The organism is Streptomyces sp. NPDC050674, from assembly GCF_040654575.1.
Lineage (GTDB): Bacteria > Actinomycetota > Actinomycetes > Streptomycetales > Streptomycetaceae > Streptomyces.
Map to the genome: position 1 here is coordinate 137,002 of NZ_JBFAIG010000019.1, position 21,226 is coordinate 158,227.

General features: G+C 71.5%; 21 protein-coding genes and 1 pseudogene. 5 read left to right on the top strand and 17 right to left on the bottom strand.

Annotated elements, in window-relative coordinates; genetic code table 11:
- Positions 1-17: 17 nt before the first annotated feature.
- Both AB0I06_RS28105 and AB0I06_RS28110 read left to right on the top strand, forming a co-directional pair.
- Positions 18-239: a hypothetical protein gene (locus tag AB0I06_RS28105; protein ID WP_363121622.1), complete on the top strand. Its 222-nt coding sequence runs from the start codon at positions 18-20 to the stop codon at positions 237-239.
- 64 nt (positions 240-303) lie between these two features.
- Positions 304-1,503 carry a TerD family protein gene (locus AB0I06_RS28110; RefSeq protein WP_363121659.1) on the top strand — a complete coding sequence of 400 codons (1,200 nt, stop codon included), beginning with the start codon at positions 304-306 and terminating at the stop codon, positions 1,501-1,503.
- 57 nt (positions 1,504-1,560) lie between these two features.
- Here AB0I06_RS28110 and AB0I06_RS28115 read toward each other — a convergent pair whose 3' ends face one another.
- The 8 genes from AB0I06_RS28115 to AB0I06_RS28150 form a co-directional block, all read right to left on the bottom strand.
- The gene (locus tag AB0I06_RS28115; RefSeq protein ID WP_363121623.1) at positions 1,561-2,136 is read right to left on the bottom strand and encodes a helix-turn-helix domain-containing protein; all 576 of its coding nucleotides are present in this window, start codon (positions 2,134-2,136) and stop codon (positions 1,561-1,563) included.
- Positions 2,137-2,335: 199 nt separating this feature from the next.
- A complete protein-coding gene (locus tag AB0I06_RS28120; RefSeq protein ID WP_363121624.1) occupies positions 2,336-3,373 on the bottom strand; it encodes a LacI family DNA-binding transcriptional regulator in 1,038 nt (345 codons plus the stop codon).
- Positions 3,374-3,496: 123 nt separating this feature from the next.
- Positions 3,497-3,901 (bottom strand): VOC family protein, encoded by a 405-nt coding sequence (locus AB0I06_RS28125; protein WP_363121625.1) that lies wholly within the window; start codon positions 3,899-3,901, stop codon positions 3,497-3,499.
- 85 nt (positions 3,902-3,986) lie between these two features.
- Positions 3,987-5,003, bottom strand: a complete 1,017-nt coding sequence (locus AB0I06_RS28130; protein WP_363121626.1) for a 1-aminocyclopropane-1-carboxylate deaminase — start codon at positions 5,001-5,003, stop codon at positions 3,987-3,989.
- Between the two features lie 26 nt (positions 5,004-5,029).
- Positions 5,030-5,671 (bottom strand): GntR family transcriptional regulator, encoded by a 642-nt coding sequence (locus AB0I06_RS28135; protein WP_363121627.1) that lies wholly within the window; start codon positions 5,669-5,671, stop codon positions 5,030-5,032.
- 92 nt (positions 5,672-5,763) lie between these two features.
- Positions 5,764-7,347, bottom strand: coding sequence for a TROVE domain-containing protein (locus tag AB0I06_RS28140; RefSeq protein ID WP_363121628.1), 1,584 nt, complete (start codon positions 7,345-7,347; stop codon positions 5,764-5,766).
- 342 nt (positions 7,348-7,689) lie between these two features.
- A complete protein-coding gene (locus AB0I06_RS28145; protein WP_363121629.1) occupies positions 7,690-9,144 on the bottom strand; it encodes an alkaline phosphatase PhoX in 1,455 nt (484 codons plus the stop codon).
- 153 nt (positions 9,145-9,297) lie between these two features.
- Positions 9,298-10,716 (bottom strand): hypothetical protein, encoded by a 1,419-nt coding sequence (locus AB0I06_RS28150; RefSeq protein ID WP_363121630.1) that lies wholly within the window; start codon positions 10,714-10,716, stop codon positions 9,298-9,300.
- Positions 10,717-11,024: 308 nt separating this feature from the next.
- Here AB0I06_RS28150 and AB0I06_RS28155 point away from each other — a divergent pair, with 308 nt between their 5' ends.
- The gene (locus AB0I06_RS28155; protein ID WP_363121631.1) at positions 11,025-12,854 is read left to right on the top strand and encodes an endonuclease/exonuclease/phosphatase family protein; all 1,830 of its coding nucleotides are present in this window, start codon (positions 11,025-11,027) and stop codon (positions 12,852-12,854) included.
- A gap of 53 nt (positions 12,855-12,907) precedes the next feature.
- Here AB0I06_RS28155 and AB0I06_RS28160 read toward each other — a convergent pair whose 3' ends face one another.
- The 3 genes from AB0I06_RS28160 to AB0I06_RS28170 all read right to left on the bottom strand — a co-directional run bounded on the left by AB0I06_RS28160 (position 12,908) and on the right by AB0I06_RS28170 (position 14,555).
- On the bottom strand, positions 12,908-13,594 hold the full coding sequence (locus tag AB0I06_RS28160; RefSeq protein WP_363121632.1) for a hypothetical protein: 687 nt from the start codon (positions 13,592-13,594) through the stop codon (positions 12,908-12,910).
- A 191-nt stretch (positions 13,595-13,785) separates the two neighbouring features.
- On the bottom strand, positions 13,786-14,151 hold the full coding sequence (locus AB0I06_RS28165) for a DUF3618 domain-containing protein (RefSeq protein ID WP_363121633.1): 366 nt from the start codon (positions 14,149-14,151) through the stop codon (positions 13,786-13,788).
- Entirely contained in the window at positions 14,148-14,555 is a 408-nt protein-coding gene (locus AB0I06_RS28170; protein ID WP_363121660.1) for a phage holin family protein, read from the bottom strand. The genes AB0I06_RS28165 and AB0I06_RS28170 overlap by 4 nt, the downstream gene beginning before the upstream one ends.
- 147 nt (positions 14,556-14,702) lie before the next feature.
- On the opposite strand from AB0I06_RS28170, the gene dapA reads away from it, so the two are divergent.
- Complete coding sequence (gene dapA, locus AB0I06_RS28175; RefSeq protein WP_363121634.1) at positions 14,703-15,599, top strand: 4-hydroxy-tetrahydrodipicolinate synthase; 897 nt, start codon at positions 14,703-14,705, stop codon at positions 15,597-15,599.
- On the opposite strand, the gene AB0I06_RS28180 is transcribed toward dapA, so the two are convergent.
- The 3 genes from AB0I06_RS28180 to AB0I06_RS28190 form a co-directional block, all read right to left on the bottom strand.
- Positions 15,600-16,811: a WD40 repeat domain-containing protein gene (locus tag AB0I06_RS28180; RefSeq protein WP_363121635.1), complete on the bottom strand. Its 1,212-nt coding sequence runs from the start codon at positions 16,809-16,811 to the stop codon at positions 15,600-15,602. It lies immediately after the preceding gene.
- On the bottom strand, positions 16,808-17,365 hold the full coding sequence (locus AB0I06_RS28185; protein WP_363121636.1) for a SigE family RNA polymerase sigma factor: 558 nt from the start codon (positions 17,363-17,365) through the stop codon (positions 16,808-16,810). The genes AB0I06_RS28180 and AB0I06_RS28185 overlap by 4 nt, the downstream gene beginning before the upstream one ends.
- A gap of 160 nt (positions 17,366-17,525) precedes the next feature.
- The gene (locus AB0I06_RS28190; RefSeq protein WP_363121637.1) at positions 17,526-17,756 is read right to left on the bottom strand and encodes a hypothetical protein; all 231 of its coding nucleotides are present in this window, start codon (positions 17,754-17,756) and stop codon (positions 17,526-17,528) included.
- 186 nt (positions 17,757-17,942) lie between these two features.
- On the opposite strand from AB0I06_RS28190, the gene AB0I06_RS28195 reads away from it, so the two are divergent.
- Positions 17,943-18,194 (top strand): hypothetical protein, encoded by a 252-nt coding sequence (locus AB0I06_RS28195; protein WP_363121638.1) that lies wholly within the window; start codon positions 17,943-17,945, stop codon positions 18,192-18,194.
- 501 nt (positions 18,195-18,695) lie between these two features.
- Here AB0I06_RS28195 and AB0I06_RS28200 read toward each other — a convergent pair.
- From AB0I06_RS28200 to dapD, 3 genes and pseudogenes are all read right to left on the bottom strand, one after another.
- Positions 18,696-18,794, bottom strand: a pseudogene (locus tag AB0I06_RS28200) (IS5/IS1182 family transposase); the annotation flags it as partial.
- A gap of 7 nt (positions 18,795-18,801) precedes the next feature.
- Positions 18,802-19,266 carry a hypothetical protein gene (locus tag AB0I06_RS28205; protein WP_363121639.1) on the bottom strand — a complete coding sequence of 155 codons (465 nt, stop codon included), beginning with the start codon at positions 19,264-19,266 and terminating at the stop codon, positions 18,802-18,804.
- 873 nt (positions 19,267-20,139) lie between these two features.
- Complete coding sequence (gene dapD / locus AB0I06_RS28210) at positions 20,140-21,129, bottom strand: 2,3,4,5-tetrahydropyridine-2,6-dicarboxylate N-succinyltransferase (protein WP_363121640.1); 990 nt, start codon at positions 21,127-21,129, stop codon at positions 20,140-20,142.
- Positions 21,130-21,226 lie beyond the last annotated feature (97 nt).

The window sequence follows — 21,226 nt, forward strand, 5'->3', positions numbered from 1 at the left end:
CCCCCTACCCTCGCTGCATGCCGAGACCCCACGGATTCACTTACGAGCAGCACGCGGGCGGAACCGTCCGCATCAGCCACCACGGCCGCCCCGCCACCACCCTGAACGGACCGCGCGCGGCGCGGTTCCTCACCGAGGTCGAGGCCTTCGACCCCCAGCTCGTCATGGCCCGCTGGACCGGCGACTACAAGCGGGGCAACGAACGCGCCGCCCGCGACCACCCCCGCAATCGCCGGTGACCCGATTGGCCGCTTGGTAAGGGAACGGCAAAACCGCCTCGCTCGTTCACCCGGCATGACAGCTATGACCCCCGGCTCGAACATCCCCCTGTCCGCCGCCCGCGTGACGGTGGACGTCGCCGCTCCGGTGCGGCTCGACGTATCGGGCCTGCTGCTCACCGCCGACGGCAAGGTGCGCTCCGACGACGACTTCATCTTCTACAACCAGCCGTCGGGCCCGGGCGTGACGTACCGCTCGGGCGGCGGCAGCGCGCCCGACGCGATCGTGGTCGACACCTCGGCCCTCCCCCCGGGCATCGAGAAGATCGTCGTCACCGCGAGCCCCGACGCCGCGGGCCAGACCTTCCAGGGCATCGAGCCGACGGCCACGATCCGTAACGCCGACGACGGCTCCGTCCTGGCCTCCTTCACGCCCCCGCAGCTCGGCGGCGAGACGGCCCTGGTCATCGTGGAGGTCTACCGGCGCAACGGGCAGTGGAAGGCCCGGGCCGTCGGCCAGGGATACGCCGACGGCCTCGCGGGCATCGCCACGGACTTCGGAGTCACGGTGGAGGAACCGGCCGCCGCCGCGCCCCAGCCGGTGACCCCGCCGCCCGCCCCCGTGCAGCCGCCCGCCCCGCCCGTCTCCACCCCCGCCGCGCCCCCGGTCGCCCCGGCGACACCGCCCCCGCCCGCGCCCGGCGCCGGGAAGATCAACCTCGACAAGGGCCGCGTCAGCCTCCAGAAGAACCAGACGGTCTCCCTGATCAAGGGCGGCCGCCCCCTGCTCTCGCAGGTCAGGATGGGCCTCGGCTGGGAGCCGGCGTACCGCGGCAAGGACATCGACCTGGACGCCTCGGTCATCGCCTACGGACCGCAGCGCAACCACATCGACAGCTGCTACTTCGGCAAGCTCCAGATCGTGGGCGGCGCGATCCGGCACTCCGGCGACAACCTCACGGGTGAGGGCGGCGGGGACGACGAGACCATCATGGTCGACCTGGGCCGTCTGCCCCAGGAGGTCACCGGCCTGGTCTTCACGGTCAACTCCTTCTCCGGCCAGAAGTTCACCGAGGTCGCCAAGGCCTACTGCCGCCTCCTGGACGGCGCGACGGGCGAGGAGCTGGTCCGCTTCGACCTCACCGGTGCCGAGCCGCAGACCGGCGTCCTGATGGCCAAGCTGATCCGCCAGTTCTCCGGCGAGTGGGAGATGACGGCGATGGGCGACTTCGTGAAGTCCCGCACGGTGCGGGGGATGGTGAAGCCGGCGGCCCAGGCCCTGTGACCCACCGGCCGGCCTCCCGGGACGCCCCCTCACCAGGGGGCGTCCGGGCTCACCGTCTCAGCGGCCCTGCGCCCCCAGCCCCTCCGCCAGCAGCGTCAGATAGCGCCGGAGGTGCCGGTCCTGCCCGTCCGCCAGTTCCGACGCCGTCGCCACGCCGTGCGCCAGCCGCAGCACATCGATCGGCTCGACGTCCCGCCGCAGCGCGCCCTCCTGCTGCGCCGCCCGGACCAGCCGTCCCGCCGCCGCCTTGACCGAGTCGCCGCAGCCCGTGCTCACCAGGGAGCCGGAGTCCGTGACCGCCGGGCCCAGCAGCGCCTTCAGCCCCCGCATCCGGATCATTCCGGCGCCCAGTTCGTACAGCCACTCCACCAGCGCCTGGTGCGGCGGCACTTCGGCCGCGAGCGCATCGGCCCGGGCCGCGATCGCCTCGACCCGGTCGAGATAGGCGGCCTCCAGCAGCGCCTGCCGGGTGGGGAAGTGCCGGTACAGCGTGCCGGATCCGACCCCGGCCCGCTTGGCGATGTCGTCGAGCGAGGCGCCCTCCCCGTGCTCGGCGAACGCCTCCACGGCCACCCTCAGCAACCGCTCGTGGTTGCGCCGGGCGTCCGCCCGCATGGGCCTGACCTGCACCACGCGACCACTCCTCACGAACCGGGGACTTGCTTCGCACCTTACCGGGACCGGCCCCATGGCCCGGGTGGTGCCGAAGGCCGTCGGCTCCGGAGGGACCCGCTCGCCGGATCCGGTCACCGGCGCCGCGTCTGCGGTCCGGCGGCCCGGCGGGCCTTGCGCGGCGCGGCAGTCCGGTGACGCCGGGCCTGCGGTCGGACCGTCAGGCGGAGTCGCGCACCACCAGTTCGGGTGTCACCCACGCGTCCGCGCCCCGCAGCGGCTCCTCGCCCGCGCGCAGCCGGGCCACCTGCTCCACGGCCAGCCGCCCCAGCTGCCGCTTGTCGATGTGCAGAGTGGTCAGGGCGGGTTCGACGAGCTCGCCCAGGGACAGGCCGTCGAAGCCGAGCACGGCGAGGTCGTCCGGGACCCTCCGGCCACGGCGCCGGGCGCTTCGCATCGCCCCGATCGCGATCAGGTCGTTGAAGCCGAGGACCGCGGTGACCTCGGGCCGCTGGGCCAGCAGTCGTTCCATGCCGGCCTCGCCGCCCGCCACGCTGTGTTCGGGACACACCACGACCCAGTGCTCGTCGACGGACAGACCGAGCCGCCGCGCCTGCTCGAGGAAGGCCTGCCGGCGAGGCCCGGGGCCGTGCATGCCGTCCAGCATGCCGATCCGGCGGTGCCCGGCCTGGAACAGATGGCGCATGCCCCGCTCGACGCCGGTGGCGGCGTCAATGCCCACGGCCGCGAACCGGGTTTGCTGGGGGCCGCGCTCCAGCAGCACCAGCGGCACGCCCCCGAGGTGCCGGGCGAGCACGTCGTCCGGGTCCTTGAAGTAGCCCACGACCGCGTCGGCCTGGTGGGACAGCACGTCGAGCGCCTCCCGTTCCCGGGCCTGGTCGATGCGGGAGTCCCACACGACGACCTGCCAGCCACGCTGTTCGGCCGCCTCCAGCACCCCGGCGGCCACCTCGGGGAAGAACGGGTTGCGCAGGTCAGGGATGACCAGGCCGGCCGTCACGGCGCCCTTCCGGACCAGTCCACGGGCGAACCGGCTCGGCCGGTAGTCCAGGAGCCGCGCCGCCTGAAGGACACGCTCCTTGGTGCCGGGGTCGATCTCGCCCTTGTCGTTGACCGCCCGGGAGACCGTCTGGCGCGACACTCCGGCCAGGCGCGCGACGTCGTGGATGGTGGCCCGGCGCCGGGCACCGTCGGGCCGCTCCGCACTCGGCTCCGCACGCTGATCGTCCGTCCACACGGTCAGCACTGTATCCGGCGCCGCACCACCCCGGCAGGGGCGGCCGGACGACCGCCTCCGGCACACACGAGCCCACTGGCCCGCGCCCGCGGACGCCCCCGGCCCGGTATCGGCGTCAGCCCTTCAGTCGCCGAGCTCGGTGAACAGCGTCAGCTGGAGGGCGCCCGGTGCTTCGAGGCGGGAGTTCAGGGAGTTCCAGGGGGTGCGCGTCGGCCCGGCCACGACCTCCGCTCCCGCGGCGGCCAGTTTCGCCGTCGTGGCGGCGGAGTCGTCCACCTGGAAGGCGACCCGGATGTGTCCGGCCACCCGCCGCCCCACCTCGACCTCGTCGATGAACGCGGCGTGGTTCGGGTCGGTCAGCTCCAGGGTGGCCCGCCCGGCGTCGAGGATCGTCACCCGCCCGTCCTCCGAGGCGAACGCGGCCTGGCCGGTCAGACCGAGCACGTCCCGGTAGAAGTGCAGCGCGGCGTCGTAGTCGTCGGCGGTCACGACCAGGCGGAGTTGGCGGACGGCGGGTTCGTCGGACATCACGGCTCCTCCGGGGGGCATCGTCTGACCGGCACAACCCGACGCCCCGCCGGATGATTCCCCTGTGCGCCCGTACGGCGGGCGGTCAGAACAGCGCGCTGTACGCGTTCAGCGCCGGCTGCCCGCCCAGATGGGCGTAGAGAACCGTGGAGTCCCGGCCGATCTCGCCCCTGGAGACCAGGTCGATCATCCCCGCCATGGACTTGCCCTCGTAGACGGGGTCGGTGACCATCCCCTCCGTCCGGGCCGCGAGCCGCATCGCCGCGAGCGTCGTCTCGTCGGGGACGCCGTAGACGCCCGCGTGGTAGCGCTCGTCGAGTGCGACGTCGGACTCGGTCAGCTCGCGCTCCACACCGATGAGCTGCCCGGTGCGATGGGCGATGCGGGCGATCTGCCGCCGGGTCTCGGCGGGTTTCGCCGAGGCGTCGATGCCGAGCACCCGCCGGGGCCGCCCGCCCGCCGCCTCCAGCGCGGCGAACCCGGCCACCATGCCGGCCTGGGTCGAGCCGGTCACCGAGCACACCACGACGGTGTCGAAGAAGACACCAAGCTCGCGCTCCTGCTCGGCGACCTCGTAGGCCCACCCGGCGAAGCCGAGACCGCCGAGCGGATGGTCGGAGGCACCGGCCGGGATGGCGTACGGCTTGCCGCCCGACTCCTCGACCTCGCGCAGCGCCTGCTCCCAGCTCTCCTTGAAGCCGATGCCGAACCCGGCCTTCACCAGACGCACATCGGCCCCGGCGAGCCGGCTGATCAGGATGTTGCCGACCTTGTCGTACACGGCGTCGGGCCAGTCCACCCAGCTCTCCTGCACCAGCACGCACCCGAGCCCGGCCCGGGCTGCCACGGCCGCGACCTGGCGGGTGTGGTTGGACTGCACCCCGCCGATCGACACCAGGGTGTCGCAGCCCTGGGCGAGGGCGTCGGCGACGAGGTACTCCAGCTTGCGGGTCTTGTTCCCGCCGTAGGCCACACCGGAGTTGCAGTCCTCGCGCTTGGCCCAGAGCGCGGCGCCCCCGAGGTGTGCGGTCAGCCGCTCCAGGCGGTGGACGGGCGAGGGGCCGAAGAGCAGCGGGTAACGCGCGTACGCGGATAGGGACATGGGTCCTCCCTGGGTGGGGGTCGGTCTCAGTCGGCGAGCTCTTCGAGCCCCCGCCAGATCTCCGCCGTGACGTGGACCGCCGCGGCCACGTCACCGGCCGCGCAGGCGTCGATCAGCCGCTCGTGCAGCCCGGCCGAGCGGCAGCTGCCGCCCTCGCCGAAGCGCCGTCGCTCCAGGCGCCGGATGAGCGGGGTGTAGCGGGCGACGGTCGCACCGGCCGCGCGGTTGCCGCTCGCCCGGACGAGGACGTCGTGCAGGGCGTCGTCGGCGCGCAGGGCCGTGTCCACGTCCCCGGTGTCCACGGCCGCGGCGAACCGCTCGTTGGCGGCGCGCATCGCGGCGATGCCGGCGGCGTCCAGCCGGGGCACGGCGGCCCGTGTGACGAGTTCGTGCATGGCCCCGACGACGGCGGCGGCGTCCCGCACGTCGGCGGTCACCAGAGGGGTCACCCGGGTGTAGCTCTGCGGCTTGCTCTCCAGCAGCCCCTCGTCCACCAGCCGGGAGAACGCCTCCCGCACCGGTGCCCGGGACAGCCCGAGCCGCTGCGCCAGCTCGGCGTCCCGCACGACCGCTCCCGGTTCGATCTCCCCGGACACGATGGCGTCCCTGATCGCCGCGTACGCCCGGTCCCTGAGCAGGGTGCGGGGCACGGGCCGGATGGCCTCCATGAACTGAAATGTTAGATGTCAGTAGTTGGGCCCCACAAGGGTCGCGCATCGAACCGTGGCCCGCACTCCCCACGCGGTGCGGGCCACGGTCCTCAGGCCGCCCAGGGCCAGTCGGCGTTCCGGGAGGCCTCGATCAGCGGGACCATCCGGAAGGCGGCGTCCGAGAGCCCCCCGAACGTGTGCCGGTTACCCCTCCCCGACGGGCCGTGGCCCGCCTGGTATCCGGCGAGGTTCCAGGTGTAGACCGGCACGTCGGCCGGGACCTGCTCGGTCGGGTCGCCCCGGTGGTGGTGCGTGTACTGCTCGTCGGTGACGATCAGCACCCGGTCGTGCTTCCTGTAGTGCCGGCGCACCGCCTCCGTGGTGTCGGTGCCGCCCAGGTCGCCGAAGCGGTCGAGGATCCTCAGCACGGACTCGCCCGCGCGGAACGTCACGCGGTCGCTCGTCGAGCCGAACTGGACCAGGTCCGCGTGCTCCGCCCGCAGCGCCAGCGCCGTACCGAAGATCGCCGCCGCGTCGGCGCGGTTGAGCTCCGAGCGGTCGGACATCCGCGACCAGAACATCGACCCCGAGCGGTCCACGAGCACCAGCGTCCGGCCGGGCAGCGCGGGCACGTTGGCCAGCGAGTGGCCGAGCGCCCGCTCCAGGGCGTACGACCAGCGCAGCGACGGCGCGTTCCGGTACGCGGCGAGGTACCGGAAGGGGAACTGCCGTGAGCGCGCGACCTCCGCCGGGTCGCTGATCCGCGCGGCGACCCGCTCGGCCACCTCGTCCGAGACACCGGCCTCGTCGAAGTTGCGCAGGTTGCGCACCAGCGCCATGGTGCCCATGGAGGGGATCACGGCCTCCCAGGCCGCCTGGTCCATGGGTCCCTGGAGCCAGCCCGCCAGGGCCTCCCAGGTCATCCCGGCCGCGGCCAGCCGCTCGGCACCGCCCTCGGCGGTCACGACCGCACGCCGCTCCTCGACGGGCAGTGCCATCAGCGCGCGGTGCGCGGTGAGGACGGGGGCCGACGCGGGCGGTACGGCGGTGTCCGGGTGGTGACGGCGGTCGAGGGCGTAGCGGAACAGCTCGCCCTGCCACGGCTTGTCCGGGTCCGGGGCCGCGTGCACGAGGTTGAGGATGTCACCGAAGCGGTAGCCCTTGGAGGCGGTGTCGTACTTCAGCAGCGCCTTGCCGTGGTAGAGCCGGCGCACGGCGTCGGCGATGCCGCGCTTGACCGGCTTGGGCACGTTCCGGCCGTACAGCGCGGTCCAGTACGCGAGCAGTTCGCCGGGCTCGTCGGGCCGCTGGAGGACGGAGGCGACGACCTGCCGGTTGGACGGGCCGTCGGTCGCACCGGCGTCCAGGCGGGCCTTGACGTATTCGGCGGCGCCGACGACGGAGGCGGTGCGCAGGTTGCCCGCGCCGCGCAGCCAGCCGAGCAGCCCGGCCGTCCACTCCGGGTCGGTGACGGCGAGTTCGCGCACGAGCCGCTGGAACCGGTCGTCGCGGTCGGCGCCGGTCTCGTAGAAGGTCTGCTGGGAGACGAAGGTGGAGACGGCGAGCAGGAAGAGCTCGGAGCGGGCGTCCCGCTCACGGCCCCGGCCGCCCTCGTAGGTGCGCAGCACCCGCCCGGTGGACGTCACGCGCGAGACGGGACGCGCGCGGGCTGCTCTGGAATTGAATCGCGCCATGGTGAATTCCCCCGAATTCATTCGTGTTCCGGGGGAGACGCTGCATGTGGGAAAAGAGGTGGGTGCCCGAGGACAGAAGTCGGCGACGGACCAATTCAGATGCTCTGCCCATTGAGCTACAGCGACCCGAAGTCGCTGACGGGACTCGAACCCGCAACCGTCCGATCCAGGAAGTAACCGTTGCCTTCGCACCGGGCACCCACCACATGCCGCGCCTCCCGAGATCAAGTCGGCGGCGGCGTCGGATTCTTTGGAAGAGAAGTAGCCGCTGCCATCGCACCGGGAGGTGCGTGACGTTGTGATCTCACTGTAGGAGGCGCGATTCGGGAAGGGCGACCGAATTTACGAGCGCTTCTGGCGCTTCCAGGGGCCGGTGATGGCCAGCATGATGCCGGGCGTCTGGATGTTGGCGTAGAGGGTCCGGCCGTCGGGCGAGAAGGTGACGCCGGTGAACTCGCTGTACTCCGGCTCCTCTTCGGTGCCGATGTTCAGCTCGTTGCGGGCGATCGGGTAGGTGCGCCCGCTGTCGGTGGCGCCGAACAGGTGCTGCACGCCCTCGCCGTCCTCGGCGATGACCAGGCCGCCGTACGGGGAGACGGTGATGTTGTCGGGGCCGTCGAACGCGCCGTCCTTCGACGGGTCGGGGTTCACTCCGAGCAGGACCTTCAGGGTCAGCGTGCGGCGCTTGGGGTCGTAGAACCAGACCTGGCCGTCGTGCTGGACGGGGCTCTCCGCACGGGCGTAGGAGGAGACGATGTAGGCGCCGCCGTCGCCCCACCACATGCCCTCCAGCTTGCGGGCGCGGGTGACCTGGTCGTCCGGGAACTGCTTGCGCACGGGGGTGGTGCGGGCGTCGCGGTCCGGGACGTCCACCCAGTCGACGCCGTAGACGGTGCCGATCCTCGTGGCGCGGGACAGGTCGTCGACGAACTGGCCGCCGGAGTCGAAGCACTTGGGCGCCTGGAGGACACCGGCGTCGTCGGCGAGCCCCCGGAACTTCCCGGGGCCGTACTCGAAGCCGCGGGGCGGGGTCCAGCGGAAGAAGAGGCCGTTGGGGCCTGCCGCGTCCTCGGTGAGGTAGGCGTGGCCGCGCTTGGGGTCGATGACGACGGCCTCGTGGTCGTAACGGCCGAAGAACTTCAGCGGCTTGGGGGCCCGGTTGGCGCGCCGGTCGCAGGGGTCGACCTCGAAGACGTAGCCGTGGTCCTTGGTCATGCCGTTGACGCCGGCCTTGTCGGAGTTCTCCTCGCAGGTGAGCCAGGTGCCCCACGGGGTGACGCCGCCCGCGCAGTTGGTGGAGGTGCCGGCGATGCCGACCCACTCGGCGACGCGTCCGTCGGGGCGCACCTCGACGACGGTGCAGCCGCCGGCGGCCGCCGGGTCGTAGACGAGGCCCTCCGTGAGCGGCACCGGGTGTTCCCACTTGGCGCGCGGGCCCTTCAGCTCGTGGTTGTTGACGAGCAGGGTGGTGCCGCGGGGGCCGTCGAAGGCGGCGGTGCCGTCGTGGTTGGACGGCGTGGACTCACCGGACTCCAGCTTGGTCCTGCCGCTGTAGGTGATGACCCGGTACGAGAAGCCGGCGGGCAGGGCGAGGATGCCCTTCGGGTCGGGGACGAGCGGCCCGTAGCCGACGCCGTGCCGGGCGTGAGCCGCCCCGTCCGCCGCACTGTCGGTGTCGGTGTCGGTGGACGCGAGGGCGTTCGGCGCGGTGGCGAGGGCGCCGACGCTGCCCGCCAGCGCGACACCGGCGCCGGTGATCGCGGTGTTTCTGGCGAAGTCCCTGCGGGTGAGCGACATGGAGTCTCCTGAGACGGTGAGGATGCCGTGGGAGGTGGCGGACCTCGTTCGGCGAAACCGTCCCGCTCATCCATGAACGCCGGTTGAACAACACCTCAGGGGCGCGGGGAACTGCGCGACAAGCCGAGACGACGCCGCACCCGCGAACCGGGATCAGCCCCCCTGTTGCGATCGCGCCTTGAACGCCGCCTTCCGTGCTTCCTTCGCCACCTTCTTGTCGGGATGCAGCCGCCCCATCGCCTCCAACACATCGGCCGTGGCCGGATGATCAACCCGCCACACCGCCTCGAAGAACCCGCCGTGCTGCCGGGCGAGCCCCTCCACCAGCGCCCGCAGCTCCTCGGAGTTCCCCTCCGCGGCCAGCTGCGCGGCCACCGTGTCGATGGTCAGCCAGTACACCATCGCCTCGGACGGCGCGGGCACGTCCGCCGCGCCGTGCTCGGTCAGCCACACCCGCGCGAGCCCGCCCAGCTCGGCGTCGTCGAGCACCTCCCGCAGCGCGGGCTCGGCCGAGGCCCCCACCAGCGACAGAGCCTGCTGACAACGCAGCCGCCGCAACGGCGCCCCGGCGTCCGAACCGCGGGCCGCCGCCAGCAACTCCCGTGCGGCGGCGAGCGATTCGCGGCGCTCCAGCCACTGCTCGGTCTCGGCCTGCGCGGCCCCCGGCGGGAACTCGGCCGTGCCGTCGAGCAGCGCGTCGGCCCCCTTGTCGGCGAGGTCCCCGACGGCCGGCGCGGCGAACCCGGCCTCCAGCAGCCGGGCGCGCATGCCGTACACACCGAGCGGGGTGAGCCGGACCATGCCGTAGCGGGAGACGTCGGTGTCGTCGACGGGTGGCGCGGGCTCCTCGTCGGCGTCGGCCAGGAGCGCCTCGTCGACCGGCTGGTATGCGACGAATCCGACCGGCTCCAGCATCCGGAACTGGTCGTCCAGCCGCATCATCGCGTCGGACACCTGCTCCAGGACGTCGTTGGTGGGCTCGCCCATGTCGCTGGGCACGATCACCGAGGCGGCCAGCGCCGGCAGCGGTACGGGGGCGCCACCGGTGGCGTCCTCGCCGGCGGTCAGCAGGTAGAGGTTGCCGAGCACGCCGTCGAGGAACTCGGCCTCGGCCTCGGGGTCCCAGTCGAGGGCGGAGAGGTCGACCTCGCCGTCCTCGCCCACGAGCCCGTCCAGATCGGGCACGCTCGCGTCGGCGAGCACGGTCTCCAGCGCGGCGAGCCACACGGCCAGCACGTCCTGCGGTGAGCCTCCGGTGAGCAGGGCCAGGTCCTCCCCGGCCGTCACGGTGCCCTCTTCCTCGTCGACGACCTCGACGAGCCCCGCGTCCACGGCGACCCGCCACGCCTCGCCGGCGTCGGCGGCCGCGTCGTCCCCGCTCAGCCCGAGCGCCTCGGCGGCCGCGGGCAGCTGCTCGTCGACGAGCCCTCCCCCGGCGTCGACGCGGGTGTGCGGTCCGGCCCAGCGGGCGAGCCGGGCGGCCCGGGACAGCAACGGCGTGGACAGCGCGTCGCGCGCCAGCTCCGCTTCGGGGTGCAGCCGCACCGGCGGCAGGGGGGAGCTGTCTGACATCGGCTGGTTCTCCTAGCGCGCCTCATGTGACTCAACCGCTCAGCCTAGACGGATTTCCACCCATGCCGCCCACTTCATCTCCTCGTCGGCCGCCGTACATGGCCGAAACCTTGACAAGTGACATGCACAGGCTGGAGATTGACGCGCGTAGAAGTGGGCGGACAGTTGTTCACCGGGCCGGCCCCACCAGGCCCACCGCCCTCTTCCCGCATGCGCGTCACACGCCGCCCCACAGGCAGCGCAGCCAGCCGTTCCACACGTGTCCGCCCTCGTCCCGGCGCCCTGTCACGTCCCCGGAGGGAATCCCGTTGCCGAGCAAGTCGTCCGCGCGTCTCGCCGCGCTCACCGTCGCCGCCGCGTGCTCCGCGGCATCCACGATCGTCCTCACCGGCCCCGCGCACGCGGAATCGGTCCGCATCCACGACATCCAGGGCAGCACCCGGATATCCCCGTACGCCGGCAAGCAGGTCACGGACGTGGCCGGAATCGTCACCGGCATCCGGACCTACGGCTCCTCCCGCGGCTTCTGGATCCAGGACCCGAACCCGGACGCCGACCCGGCCACCAGTGAGGGCGTCTTCGTCTTCACCAGCTCGGCGCCGAAGGGTGTCGCCGTCGGTGACGCCGTCACGGTCAGCGGCACGGTGTCGGAATTCGTTCCCGGCGGCGCGGCCTCCGGCAACCAGTCGGTGACGGAGATCACCAAGCCGACGACCACCGTCGTCTCCGGCGGCAACGCGCTGCCCACCGCCACGGCGATCACCTCGCGCTCGGTCCCGGCCGCCTACGCCCCGGCCGGTGACACCGCCGCCGGCGGCTCGATCAACGCGCTCCCCCTGCGGCCCGCGCAGTACGCCCTGGACCACTACGAGGCGCTGGAGGGCATGTCCGTCCGGGTCACCGACACCCGTGTCGTCGGCGCCACCGACCCGTACACCGAGCTCTGGGTGACGGTGAAGCCGCACGAGAACCGCAACCGCCACGGCGGCACGGTCTACGGCTCCTACGACGAGCAGAACACCGGCCGCCTCCAGATCCAGTCCCTCGGTGCGACGGCGGACTTCCCCAAGGCGAACGTGGGCGACACCCTCGCGGGCAGCACCGCGGGCCCCCTGGACTACAACCAGTTCGGCGGCTACACCCTGGTCGCGAGCGAGCTGGGCACGCTGAAGAGCGCGGGCTTGGAGCGCGAGACGACCCGCGAGCAGCGCTCGTCCGAACTCGCGGTCGCCACCTACAACGTCGAGAACCTCGACCCGACCGACGACACGTTCGCCGCGCACGCGTCCGCGATCGTGAACAACCTGAAGTCGCCCGACATCGTGTCCCTGGAGGAGATCCAGGACAACAACGGCGCGAAGAACGACGGCACGGTCGCGGCCGACCAGACCCTGACGAAGCTGATCGACGCGATCGTCGCGGCCGGCGGCCCGACGTACGACTGGCGCTCGATCGACCCGGCCGACGGCACCGACGGCGGTGAGCCCGGCGGCAACATCCGCCAGGCGTTCCTGTTCAACCCGGAGCGGGTGTCCTTCGCGGACCGCGCGGGCGGTGACGCCACGACGGCCACCGGCGTGCAGAGGATCCGCGGCAAGGCCCACCTCACCCTCAGCCCCGGCCGCGTCGCACCCGCCGACGAGGCCTGGAAGAACAGCCGCAAGCCGCTGGCCGGCGAGTTCGTCTTCCGCGGCCGCACGGTCTTCGTGATCGCCAACCACTTCAACTCCAAGGGCGGCGACCAGGGCTTCACCTCCCAGTACCAGCCCCCGGCGCGCAGCTCCGAGACCCAGCGCCACCGGCAGGCCACCGTGGTGAACGCCTTCGTCAAGGACATCCTCGACACGCAGAAGAACGCGGACGTCATCACGCTGGGCGACATCAACGACTTCGAGTTCTCGAAGACCGCGCAGCTCCTGGAGGGCCGCGGCGAACTCTGGTCGGCGATCAAGTCGCTTCCGCGCAGCGAGCGTTACTCGTACGTCTACCAGGGCAACAGCCAGGTCCTCGACCAGATCCTGATCAGCCCGTCGATCCGGCGCGGCTGCGACTTCGAGTACGACAGCGTGCACGTCAACGCGGAGTTCAACGACCAGATCAGCGACCACGACCCGCAGGTCCTGCGCTTCCGCCCGTGACATCGGACGGGGCCGGCCGGGCCTTGCGCCCGGCCGGCCCCGCACCCGCTCGATCAGTCCGGCACCAGCCCCAGAGCGTGCCGGTACCGGCTGCCGGTCCTCCCCTGCACTCCCGGGTAGGCGCGCACCCGCTCCCACCCCTCGCTCGTCGGGGCGGCCAGCGCACGGTCGTAGGCGTCGGCGCTGTCCCACTCCGCGTAGTTCAGCACATGCCCGCCGTCGGTGCTCAGGTGGAAATGCGCTGAGACCAGCCCGGCATGCCCCTCCGGGTCGTCGTCCAGGGCCTTCACCACGAGATCGACCCACTCCTCGCGCCGCTGCTGCGCCCCGGCCGCGAAGTCGACCCGGACGGTGACGATCAGCCCCGGCACCCTCGCGTCTCCCACGGCGCGTTCCCGGCTCCGGTACCGCCGGTACCGGCCGAGCCCGACCCGCTCGATCCCCGGCACCGCGGTGTCGATCTCGTCGACCCGTTCCTGACGGTGAGCCTTCACGAACGACTCATAGGCCTGTTCGCCGGTCCACTGCGAGTAGTGCATCAGCGTGGACCCGTCGTCCCCCGCGTACACGTGATACGCCAGCAGATCCGCGGCGGGCCAGGGCCGCCGCTCCCAGGTGCGCCCGATGGCCTCCACGGTCTGCCGCTGCCGCTCGGGGGTGCCCACCCGCCAGGTGCTGAAGAACGGAGCAGCGGCACGGGGGGCGGTGGGGTCGGGGTGCTGGTCGGTTCGACGGCTCATGAACACTCCAGTCGTAGCGCCGGTCGTGAACACACCCCACCTTTCAACCTCGACCGAACTTGAGGTCAAGCGGCAGCGGGAGAGAGACGGGCGGGCCGAAGCCGCGGGAGGGGGCGGGCCGAAGCCGCTCCCCTGACCGGGGAGCGAGACCCACCCGCGCGCGGACACGGCCCAGGGCTGGGACCCGGCCCTCACCTGTGCCCGTGCGCGTGCCTCCACCGCATCACCCCGACCGCCACCACGGCCCCCGCCGCCGAGGCCACCAGCACCGGCCCGGGATGCCGCATGCCCGCCTGGACCACGTTGCGCACCGGACGAGGCCCGGCATGCGTCGCCTTGTCGTGCACTGTGTGCCCCGCCTGCGCGGCGGTGCTGCGCAACTGCACGGTCATCGCCCCGGCCTTGTCCCGCAGATCGGCCGCCCGCGCCAGCGCACGCCCCTTCACATCCGCCTTGCCGGCCAACTCCTGCACCGTGTTGCCGAGTTCGCTGCGGGTCCGCTCGATCTGCCGCCGCAGCTCATCGGGCCCCTTCGCCCCACCCGTCGCGTCCGTCATCGATGCGCCCTCTCCTTGATCTCCTCCACGTCCGCCCTGACACTGCCCAGGGTCCGCTCAGGCGTGGGCGGCGCGGCCTTCCTCAGCTGGCCCCGCCCGGTAGCCGCCAGCACGGCCGCGATCACGAACAGCACACCCGTCACGATCAGCGCCGCGGCCCAGACGGGCAGCACCAGCGAGAGCGCGGCGACACCCGCACCGGCCAGCACCAGCAGCCCGGCGTACGCGACGGCGCCCGCCGCCCCGAGCAGCCCGCCACCGCGCCCGGCACGCCGCCCCTTCTCGGCCAGCTCCTGCTTGGCCAGAGCCACTTCCTGCCGTACGAGCGTGGAGAGCTGCTCCGCGGCCTGCCCGACGAGCTCGCCCACGGAGTGACGCTCCTCGTGCACGGCCCGATGATCCATGATCCCGGTCACGTGTTCCGCCTCCTCTCGAAGTCAGGAACACCCGGGTACCCGGACGGCCGGGCCACACACAATAAAGCAACACTTAACAGTACAGCGAAGCGGAATTAAGTGGAGCTACACGGTGAACGGGCCGACACTACCCCCATGACCACACCGCCCGCACCCTTCTTCGGCCGCGCCCTCTGCGCCATGATCACCCCCTTCACCCCGTCCGGCACCCTGGACCTCGACGGCGCCCGGCACCTCGCCGCCCACCTGGTGGCGAACGGCTGCGACGGCCTGGTCCTCTCCGGCACGACGGGCGAGTCACCCACCACCACGGACGCGGAGAAGTCGGCTCTCGTCACCGCCGTCCGAGAGGCGGTGGGCGACCGCGCGAAGGTCATCACGGGCATCGGCACCCCCGACACCCGGCACACCGCCGAACTGGCCCGGGAGGCGCACAAGGCGGGCGCGGACGGCCTGCTGGTGGTCTCGCCCTACTACAGCAGGCCCCCGCAGGACGCGATCGAGGCCCACTTCCGAGAGATCGCGGACACCTCGGAACTCCCGATCATGCTCTACGACATCCCGGCGCGCACCGGCACCCGCATCGATCCGGAGACGATCCTCCGCCTCGCCGGGCACCCCAGGATCGTCGCGGTCAAGGACTGCTCCTACGACTTCCTGGGCGCCCAGAAGGTGATGGCCCGCACGGACCTGGCGTACTACGCGGGCTGCGACGAACACAACCTCGCGCTGTACGCCGTGGGCGGCGCGGGATACGTCAGCACCGTCGCCAACGTCGTCCCGGCCCGCCTGCGCGCCGTCCTGGACGCGTTCGACGCGGGCGAGACAACCCGGGCGGCCCGCCTCCAGCACCAGGCGACACCCCTCATCGAGGCGATCATGTCGGCCGGCCTGCCGGGCACCGTCACGGCCAAGGCGCTCCTGAACGCCCTGGCCCTGCCCGCCGGCCCGGTCCGCGCCCCGCTGCGGGCCGCCGACGCGGCGACTACCGACACCCTGCTGTCGCTCCACGCGGCCCTCACCGAGGCCTGATCACCGCACGGCGAACACCGGCTCCCATCGCCCCTCGGTGTTGTCCTTGGGCGACCGGAAGCCACTGAGCGGGACGGTCTTCGCACGGCCGAGGGTCACCAGGACCAGCCGCTGGTGGTACTCGTTCCCGTCCGGCCCGATGTCCCAGGCGACGAGCGAGTTCCCGTCCGCCCACGCCAGCAGCTGCTGACCGCGCACCTCGCGCTTCTCGCCGGTGCGGCCGTCGAGGACGTAGGACGACGTCTTCCACTTGCGCCCCGCGAACTGACCGGCGACGAGCCGCCCGTCCGGCGAGACCCCCGCGTCGACGAACCAGTCCCGGTACCGCTCCACCGCCGGAGCGGGGACCTCCTTGCCGCTGAGGTCGTAGAACTTCTCACCGGGATCGGTGGGCATCCCGGACCAGACGAGGCGGCCGTCGTGGGTGAAGGCGAAGTCCTGGCGGGAGTTGAGGAACGCGGTGGGATCGTTCGCGTCACCGCCGACCTTGACCCCGGCCCAGGAACTGCTCCCGGAGGCCACGTCGATGACGTGGAAACCGGTCCGGTCCGACTCCGTGAACGGCGCGTCCCAGTCCTCCGACCCCTCGATCTTCACCCGCCGGTCGGGATTCTCGCTGTACGACGTCGCGATGAGCTTCCTGCCGTCGGGGGAGAACTCCACCCCCGCCACCGGCCGGTCGACCGGGATCCACCGCTTGACCTGGCCGCTCTCCAGGTCGAGCAGCCCGATGCGCGGTACCGGCAGGTTCCGCTCCAGGACGGCTGCGGTCCTCAGTCCGGGGGCGATCGCGACGTAGGACCAGCGGTCGTCCTTCGCGTACTTCTTCGTGCCGGGGTCGAGCAGCCAGTACGTGCGCTCCGAAACGGCACGGTCGGCGGACTGCTCGACCGTCCTGGTGGTGTAGTACGCGGCGAGCGCGACCCGCCCCGCCGCGATGATGTCGCGCGGCGGCGACTGATCCGGGCGGGGGGTGATGGCGGTCTGTTCGATACCGCCCGAGGGGCGTGCGTCCCGCTCGCCGGAGTCCAGGCCGGGCACAGCCACGGCCACGGCGATCACGGCGGCGGCCGCGGCCGCCACGGAGGCGATCCGCCGACTGCGGCGGCGCCGGCGGACGGCCAGCACCCGCTCGGCGAAGCCGGGGGCCGCGGGCGGCTGCCCTTCGGCCTGGTCGCGCAGCGCGTCACGCACGAGCTCGTCGACGTTCACTGCCGCACCTCCACGGGCGAGTAGTCAGGGGAGCGCCGCTGTTCGGCGGCGGCCGGGCCGAGGGCGGCCAGCTCGGGTGCGAGGGCGCGCAGCCGGGCGAGGGAACGGTGGGTGGCGGACCGTACGGTGCCGACGGAGCAGCCCAGGATGCGGGCCACCTCGCCCTCGGGCAGGTCCTCGAAATAGCGCAGCACGAGCACGGTGCGCTGCCGTGCGGTCAGCCGGGCGAGCGCGCCGCGCATCACCAGACGCAGCTCGGCGGCGCCTGAGGCGTCCGGGTCGGTGCCGGTCTCCGGCAGTTCGGCGACGCTCACTTCACGCCGCGGCCACTTCAGCCGCCAGCGGCTGACCTGCTGGCGGTAGAGGATCTGCCGGACGTAGGCCTCGGGTTCGTCGATGCGGTGCCAGCGGCCCGCCGCCTTGATCAGCGCGTTCTGGAGCAGGTCCTCGCCCGCGTGCCGGTCGCCGCCGCTCAGCAGGACGGCGGTCTTCAGCAGCGCGGACGACCGGTTCGCCACGAATTCCCGGAAACTCTCCTGCGCTTCGGCATCCATCGTCACCTTCACTCTCCCCCGGAGCGGGCCATGTGCTCGCCCCCGTACTTGCTGTGACGCGTACGGACGTGCCGCGCTATGCCACCGGCCAGGAGAAAAGACGGGGACGGCCCGCGCGCAGTCACCTGCGATACGGACCGTCCCCGTCTGCTCCCTCTGTTCAGTTCCAGGCGTACCCGTCCCCGAACAGCAGCGTGTGCTCCAGCACGTCCTCCGCCGGGTCGTCGATCTGCCCCACGTTGACGTTGATCAGACCCACCCGATGCCCGTTGTGCGAGCCCGTGTTGGTCTCGTCGGCGTGCGCGGCCCCCGCCGGCAGCCAGCAGACCACCAGCGCCGCGGCCACCCCGGCCAGCCGGTGTACCCCGGCCCGCCCCCGCTCGTTCCTCATGCCCCGGTCCTCGTTTCGTCGGTTCGACGTCTGATCGGACACTGCGTCCACCCGTTCATCTGCCAAGCCCACCAGGAGGTCACGCCGGGTCATCCGTACGGGAACGGGGCCTTCCTCTCAGGGATGGCGGTCAGGCGAGCCGGGGTGTTTCTCAGCGCGCAGGGTCTCGTCGCTAGGCTCGGCCCCGTGAGCGAAGACGCCCGTCTCATAGCCAACCACCGAGTCCACGTCGTACCCGTTGTACTGGCTCTGGCCAACCCGCCATGGCAGCGGGACGTCTGGCTCGATCCTTCGGTCTTCGAGAACCTGGACCACGTCTTCCACACGCTCTTCGATGACTTCTGCGACGCCGACGAGCCCGAGCGCCCGACCCATGAAGGCGGGGGCTTCGTCCTCTCCAAGGAGGACGATGGCCGGCGCGCCTGCCGGTCGCTCTAGGGGTGCGCCGGTCGGCATGTTTGTCCGCTTACCTTCGCCGGGTTGGGCGGGTGTGAGGCCATTGATGCCAACCACCTGGCTGAGGCATCCATCTATGCTCGGCCTGTGCAGCCGCTTTCGGACCGCAGCCATCCGTTGATCACGGCGTTCCCGGCCGAGCTTGCAAACGATGCCGAGGCAGTCTCGTTTTCGGTCGCTGTCGAGGGCCAGCAGGTTTTGATCCCCGGGCGCCTCTACAACGACGAGCCGCCAACTGACGCGGTGGCGTCGCTTTCGTCGCGCCAACAACAGCTTTTGCACTGCCTGTACTCAAGGCACTGCGACGGCATGGTCAGGCAGCGCCACCTGGAAAAGATGGTTGGGTTCCACAGACCCATGGGTCGTCCCCTTCAGGGCTACCCCGGGTGCACTCTCCTTGACCTCCTACGGTCCGCCGCCTCCGACAGAGCAGGACATCCCTGGCCCAACCTCGCCCCAGCCGGCGCCCGGGTGGACGACATCGCGGCGCAGGACGGTCACGAGCTTACGGAAGCAGCGCGGGCTCAGCCCGGTGAACGAGCCTATCCAGGACGGCTGCGACGCCGTGATCACACCAGCCACATCGTGATCATTCCAACCGGTCGGCCAGGCCGGAACAGTCCCAGGGCTCTGGGATGAAGGCGGGGTCGATGCCCATCCCGGCGATGCCCTCGCGCACGGCACCGTCGAACCGCTTGATCTCTGCTACGAGAACGTCCCAAGCAAGGGGTGGGGTCCAGAAGTCCTGCGTGAAGATGGAACCGACCCGCCAGCCCTCATCGGAGTGGACGATGCGGATCATCCCCTCCCCGGCCTGCATCGAATCAAGCTCGAAGTCCTCGTGACCGGCAGCCGGGCTCTGGAACCAGAGCGCCAGGTGGTACGCCAGCTCAGCCACCGGGAACGCCTCCTCGGACCACACCTCCCGCCCCTGCTCCCAGATCGACAGTTCTGCCTCGATGTCGAGGAGCAGCACCTCCAGGGGCGCCTCCTGCGGAGTGAGGCCGCGCCGGGGCAGGTCCGACAGTCCAAAGTTCCGGCAGACGAACTGCACCGCCCGGCCTCCATGAGATCTGAGGCCAGCTGAATGCCCAGGCCACCCGAATACGGACAACCGTACCAACTGATGCCGGGCATCCCACCGGGCCCCTGTTTTACGGGACGCCCCTTAGTCAACCCCTGATGTGGAACTATTCGTCAGCCTGAGGCTCCCGAAAGTGGGCGCAGGGATGTCGCCGCTGACCACGCCGAGATCCAAGCGGGCGCGACCGTAAAATTCATTCCGCAGTCGAACGCACGCTTTATACGCCTCAACGAAATCGTCAGCCTCTGTGTCATCTGCACGGACAAGCAGCTCCAATTTCCAGACTGCCTCGTGCCATGTTCGGGCCGCCGATATCGTGGCCGGTTCCCCCACCAGCAGTACGGTCTCCCACCTGGCTGCGCGCTCGTTCTCTGCCTCTGCCAGCGCGTTCAGGCCGACTTGTACATCAATCGGCTGACTCGTAGGAACAAAGCTCCTTGTCGCAGCAACCCGGTAGCACAAGCGCACACTCGACTTGACGGCGTTGCCGTATTCACCGTAAGCCGTGAGGCGCCTTTCGTCCCATCGGGTTGATTGCGCTCTTTTCCACCTGGAGCGTTCAGTCAGACTCGTCGCCACAAAAGAAGCAAGTACGCCTACGACGACGCCAGCGATGGTCAGGACCTGTTGTGCAAGGGAACTCATCCCGGCAACCTCCCCCTCTGCTCCGGGGAGTCTTCCCGGCCCAGGGCAGGCCGTATGCGCAACGCGAGCGCCCTCCCGGGCCGTTCTCGGGCCGTGGAAGGGCGCTCAGTGGTGACCGACTTCGACAAACCGCCGACAGCTCAGCAGCAGGTCAGGGCGTCGATCCATAACGCGGCCGCAAGTCACGGCCGCCGGTGGTCAGTTGTGGCTGTGCAGGATCTCGTTCAGACCGCCCCACACCGCGTTGTTCGGACGCGCCTCCACCGTGCCGGTGACGGAGTTGCGGCGGAAGAGGATGTTGGACGCGCCGGACAGCTCGCGGGCCTTGATGATCTGCCCGTCGGGCATGGTGACGCGGGTGCCGGCGGTGACGTACAGGCCCGCCTCCACGACGCACTCGTCGCCGAGGGCGATGCCCACGCCCGCCTCGGCTCCGATCAGGCAGCGCTCGCCGATGGAGATGATGACGTTGCCGCCGCCGGAGAGGGTGCCCATCGTCGAGGCGCCGCCGCCGATGTCCGAGCCGTCGCCGATGACGACACCGGCGGAGATGCGGCCCTCGACCATCGACGTGCCGAGCGTGCCGGCGTTGAAGTTGACGAAGCCCTCATGCATGACGGTGGTGCCCTCGGCGAGGTGGGCGCCGAGGCGGACCCGGTCGGCGTCGGCAATCCGGACGCCCTTGGGGGCCACGTAGTCCGTCATCCGCGGGAACTTGTCGACGGAGGTCACCTGGAGGTGCAGGCCCTCGGCACGGGCGTTCAGGCGGACCTTCTCCAGGTCGTCGACGGCGACCGGGCCGAGCGAGGTCCAGGCGACGTTGGCCAGGAAGCCGAAGATGCCGTCCAGGCTCTGGCCGTGCGGCTTGACCAGGCGGTGGGAGAGCAGGTGCAGACGCAGGTAGGCGTCGTGCGCGTCGATCGGCTTCTCGTCGAGCGAGGCGATGACCGTGCGGACCGCGACCACCTCGACGCCCCGGCGGGCGTCCGGGCCGATCGCCGCGGTGGCCCCACCGCCGAGCAGTTCCGCGGCACGCTCGGCGGACAGCCGCTCGGTGCCGGACGGGCCGGGCGCCTCGGCCAGCTCGGGCGCGGGGAACCAGGTGTCGAGAACGGTGCCGTCGGCGGCGATCGTGGCGAGGCCGGCGGCCACGGCGCCGGTGGTGCGAGGAGCAGTCGTGTCGGTCATGAGGGCAACCTAACCGGCGGACACCGGTGGATGCGAACCGGTGCGGGGGCGTCTCACGGGACGGGCGGTATCCACCTCGTATTCACCCCGCCAGAAC